6 protein-coding genes and 1 pseudogene are annotated in these 4,231 nt (G+C 52.9%); 2 read left to right on the top strand and 5 right to left on the bottom strand.

Features of this window, described 5'->3' with window-relative positions:
- The 4 genes from AAF564_26260 to AAF564_26245 form a co-directional block, all read right to left on the bottom strand.
- On the bottom strand, window positions 1-397 hold a 397-nt coding region (locus AAF564_26260), incomplete at its 3' end, for a hypothetical protein (protein MEM8489077.1).
- Window positions 398-488: 91 nt separating this feature from the next.
- A complete protein-coding gene (locus AAF564_26255; GenBank protein MEM8489076.1) occupies window positions 489-1,271 on the bottom strand; it encodes an ATP-binding cassette domain-containing protein in 783 nt (260 codons plus the stop codon).
- Between the two features lie 7 nt (window positions 1,272-1,278).
- On the bottom strand, window positions 1,279-1,695 hold the full coding sequence (locus tag AAF564_26250; protein MEM8489075.1) for a DUF126 domain-containing protein: 417 nt from the start codon (window positions 1,693-1,695) through the stop codon (window positions 1,279-1,281).
- Window positions 1,680-2,939, bottom strand: a complete 1,260-nt coding sequence (locus AAF564_26245) for an aconitase X catalytic domain-containing protein (protein MEM8489074.1) — start codon at window positions 2,937-2,939, stop codon at window positions 1,680-1,682. Before AAF564_26245 ends, AAF564_26250 begins: the two co-directional genes overlap by 16 nt.
- Window positions 2,940-3,319: 380 nt before the next feature.
- On the opposite strand from AAF564_26245, the gene AAF564_26240 reads away from it, so the two are divergent.
- Window positions 3,320-3,718, top strand: coding sequence for a hypothetical protein (locus AAF564_26240; GenBank protein ID MEM8489073.1), 399 nt, complete (start codon window positions 3,320-3,322; stop codon window positions 3,716-3,718).
- 193 nt (window positions 3,719-3,911) lie between these two features.
- Here AAF564_26240 and AAF564_26235 read toward each other — a convergent pair whose 3' ends face one another.
- Window positions 3,912-4,070, bottom strand: coding sequence for a hypothetical protein (locus AAF564_26235; GenBank protein MEM8489072.1), 159 nt, complete (start codon window positions 4,068-4,070; stop codon window positions 3,912-3,914).
- A 9-nt stretch (window positions 4,071-4,079) separates the two neighbouring features.
- Between AAF564_26235 and AAF564_26230 the strand changes: the two are divergent.
- A pseudogene (locus AAF564_26230) lies at window positions 4,080-4,220 on the top strand (DUF1501 domain-containing protein).
- Window positions 4,221-4,231 lie beyond the last annotated feature (11 nt).

The following is a 4,231-nucleotide window of genomic DNA, read 5'->3' as shown; positions in this document are numbered from 1 at the left end:
CGGTCTCGATCCCAGTTCTTGCTAATGGAGATATCACCACTTTAGAGAAGTCACTTGAAGTTTTGCGACTATCTTCCGCATTGAACCGCCCCCCCAATTCCAGGGCACCCCACTCGTAATCATCTTCCACAAACGGATTCCCCTCCCCGTGCATTTGTGCACCATTAAGGCTCAGGTACAGCGTAAACAGTTCTGTAAATCCCCAGCCGGCGCGAAAGCTGATGCTACCCCCTGGATCGTTTTCTTCAAGCCCGGCCCCGTCAAAATATAGCCCTTGCGCCCCCAAAGTTGCATTGAGAAAAAGCTTTTCGGTCCGGGAGACCTTTTCCTGTGCCGTTGCTGGCAAGCATAACATGAGTGCAATCAGGGAGAGGAAAGTATATCGAAAAAAGATCATCAGGCCATTGGGAATTGTTTTCAGACGGCTTCTACACTCTTAAACACGTAACAGCCAGCCCATACCCACGAAAAAGGAGCGCAATTTCACATCAGCCCGGCAATACTTGATAAAATCCGTTTGACGCCACAAGGGAGAGCGGGGTATCGAAGAGCTGGCTTAACGCGGCATTTGTCAGCACATTGGCCTTGTTGCCTTCTTCTAACACACGGCCCTGCTGAATCAGTACGAGGTGGTTGATTTCAGGGGGGATTTCGTGGACGTGGTGGGTGACGAGGACAACCGTTTTCCCCAATATCATTTGCTGGCGGATCACGTCGATGTATTGAAAACAGGCTTTGAGATCGAGTCCGCTTGTCGGTTCGTCGAGCACCAGCACGTCGGGGTTGTGTACCAGCGCACGGGCAAGCAAGAACCGGCGCTGCTCGCCGGTTGACATGGTTTCGAGCCGGCGGTCTCTGAGCGACACAATACCCAGCTCTTCAATCACCTCATCCGCTCGCGTCTGTTGTTCATCGGTAAAAGGCTGGTGCGGCCAGATGCCTATGCTGGCGTCAAAACCAGAAAGCACGATATCAAAACCGGTCACCCACCCTTTGTAAGAAAACTGCAAATCGTGTGAAACGATGCCCATATGCTGGCGCAGGGTCCGCACGTTCCAGCGCGTTTTGCCGTGTATCTTGACGTAGCTATCTGCTGATTTTACGGGAAAAAGCTCCTGAGAGAGCAGGCGCAGCAATGTTGATTTGCCGGCGCCATTCGGCCCGAGGATTGCTGTATTCTGCCCGGGTGCAATACGGAGACTGAGTCCGTCAAATACGCGCGTTCGGCCACGATATACTGTTGCGTTGTGTATGTCGATTATGGGAGGCATCTGTTGCTCAGCTGATACGAATTGTGCCGTCGGTGTCAACGTTAACTGCTGCGCCGTTTTCTAGCACATCAAAAGCGGTTTGATCAAGCATAATCACCGGGACCCGTCGGCTGTACATTTCATCAGCTACCACGGCTGCAAGCGATAGGAAGGTATCACGATCTGTTACCAAAAAGCCGGCCGGCGCTGTCTCCCGGCGAAACGCCTCAATGAGTACAGCAGTTGTAGTGCTCGATCCACGTGTACCCGGAATGGCCAGCACGCGGTCTTTACCATTCAAGCCAGACAAAGGGTGCCGGCGATCAATAATTTCACCCGTAACCGCATCGTATCCACCCCAAAAACTAAGGGGATCTGTGCTCAACAACAGCGGTCCCGTGGCGACGCCCGGCACCAACACTTCGCCGGTCAGGATTTTTTCCATAATGAACCGTCACAAATAATTTTGCCTGCTACAGCAGAGGTTACACAATCAGAAAGCCGGCCATAGACAACTGATGTATTCAGCAGCCCCGGTGAGTAGTATGCGTATTTGGCAGAATTTGTCATCAGGGCCTCAGTCTCGGGCGACAGCATTGGGGAAGTCAAAATGCATGTATCTACCGTAATTTTGCCGCCAAATGCTTCAAGCGCTTCGATATGTCCGGCGCGCTCCGCAAACTGGCGCATCCCCCGACTGGTTGTAACCAGGAATTCCACATCAGGGTGACACTGCTTGCCTTCCAACAACGGTCGCAGGGCTTCAAACTCAGCCAGCGAAAAATGGGGGCTCCCCAAGATGACCATGTCCAGCCGTGCGCTGTCTGTTGTGGTCAACTCCTGCCAGGCGCCCTCCAACTGACGCCGGCCAACAACCAGTGCTTTCATCGGCTTGTTACCTTGAAATGCCGCTTCAAAGGTTGGCGCTTCCGGCGTCTGACCAATCAGGTGAAACAGCGCGACGGCTCCTGAGGAGGCAACGGCTGCGCCAAGCGCTTTGTACTGGTCCTCGGTGGGCGTGACCACCATGCCTTCTACAACCGGGATGCCTTCCTGGGCGTGTTTGCCTATGTAGTGGCCAAGCACGGGATAGAAGGCATCATCGGCCTGTATCGAAGCCGGCACATCATCCAGCTTGAAGAGGATTTGCCCGGCGCGGTTTTCGGTAAGGTGCAGGCCGGCAGCTGGCGCGCGGCCGGTGATGGCGGCGCAGATATCTAGCAAATCGGGATACCGTTCGGTGCGTGCACCAATGACTGAGTTGGCAAAGGCAATGGCGTTGGATTCCCCCCACGCAATCTGTTGTCCAAATTCCGGACGGTGTTCGGTTTGATAAGGCGCGCAAGTCCAGGTAGGAATACAGCCCATTTGCTGGTAGGCTTTCATTTGCCGGTGCGACTTGCCGGCCCAATCTGAAGGCACGTGCCAGTCACGCCATCCGTGAATATCTACCCCACCGACATTTAGTGTGGAGGGCACCTTAACTTTTGCACCCAATTCAGCAAGCCGTTCTGCATATTCAAGCGTGGCATCCCCCTGGAAAAGCGAGCTATCGATATGGGCTGCCGAGATGTCGAGAAAGCGATCGGTGTTGAAGGCCGGAAGCATGCGGACCAAGATCGACATCGCCATGCGGGCAGCCGAACCGTGGTCGCCGTTAAGTAGTGCTTTGTCGTAATCTGTTAGCATAGTGCCGAGTGCCGAGTGCCGAGTGCCGAGTGCCGAGTGCCGAGTAGAATGTAATTTCTGCGTTTCGCAATTCCTTGTTTGCTATGCGATATTCCCGTGAAATGAGGTCTCAGGTTATGGCAAGCAAAAACACCCGTCGGGTCTTGAAGACCCAACGGGTGTTTCACAAATGACGTATTTCGTTCTAAAAACGCAACCTCCCTCGCCCATAAATTATTGCACTTCCGGGTTGACGCTTAGGATGACACACTCGATATTGCGAAGGCTTGATTTCTCCGTTTTGTTACAAAACAGGGGCTTTACACGTTCTTCGAGTGACAGCGCGTCAAATAATTTTATGTTACCTTTACACTCGGATCCTATAACTCGATCGAATTACAATGAAACAGATTTTAAAATCCACTTTTATCCTCTTTGTAGCAGCCGGCTTCCTGACAGGTTGCGCCAGCACCAAAAAGGCAGCGCCGCATCCGCTTGCCGGCATGTGGGACTACTCTGTTGACACACCCGACGGTACGTACAAAGGGGTTGTCAGCATCATGGAAGTTGAAGGCAGCCTGGTAGGCTCCATCACCAGTGACGCCCTGCCTGGCAAAATGGACCTCACCGGCCTCACTTTCGAAGACAACCATGTCTCTTTCAAATTTGACAGCGGTGAATTTGGTGTCCTGACCTTCGAAGCAGACGTCCTGGACGACATGCTGAATGGCGCCATCAACGTTGAAGGATTTGGTGAGATGCCTGTAACAGGCCAAAAGAAAAAAATGGACGACATGTAGTCCAACATACAAACTTGTACAAGCAGGATGCTTCGTTCACAGGAATGGGGCATCCTGTTTTGTTTGTGCGTAAGTCTTAGGTATGGCTTGATGCGCAGCACGAAGGTAGAGTTTGGGTATTCGAGTCCTCAACCCCCAAACTCCTCTCTCTTCACTCCAAACTCCTCTCTCTTCACTCCAAACTCCTCTCTCTTCACTCCAAACTCCCCTCTCTCACCTGATCCAGCAGCGACTCGACTACAACTTCCTGGTGCGTCCAAATAATAAAGTGATCCAGGCCGGCAAGTCTTTTCATCTCGACGGGCGCATTGGTCAACATCCGTGCAGCAAAATCTGCGTTTGCTACGGGCACGAGTTTGTCGTGTCGGTGCACGACCTGCATGCGACCATTCTCGATCAGTTGGGGATCGACCACCATCGCCTCACCTACAAGTTCCAGGGACTCGACTTCAAGCTGACCGGCGTGGAAGCAGCGCGGGTGGTGAAGGAAGTGCTGGCTTAGGGGGATCTTCT

Source organism: Bacteroidota bacterium (genome assembly GCA_039111535.1).
Taxonomy (GTDB): Bacteria; Bacteroidota; Rhodothermia; order Rhodothermales; family JAHQVL01; genus JBCCIM01.
The sequence above is the reverse complement of the archived record's forward strand: the minus strand, read 5'-3'. Positions and strand labels throughout refer to the sequence as shown.

Coding starts and splice junctions, on each gene's coding strand:
- AAF564_26255 (MEM8489076.1), bottom strand. CDS start 1,271: ATGCCTCCCATAATCGACATACACAACGCAACAGTATATCGTGGCCGA.
- AAF564_26250 (MEM8489075.1), bottom strand. CDS start 1,695: ATGGAAAAAATCCTGACCGGCGAAGTGTTGGTGCCGGGCGTCGCCACG.
- AAF564_26245 (MEM8489074.1), bottom strand. CDS start 2,939: ATGCTAACAGATTACGACAAAGCACTACTTAACGGCGACCACGGTTCG.
- AAF564_26240 (MEM8489073.1), top strand. CDS start 3,320: ATGAAACAGATTTTAAAATCCACTTTTATCCTCTTTGTAGCAGCCGGC.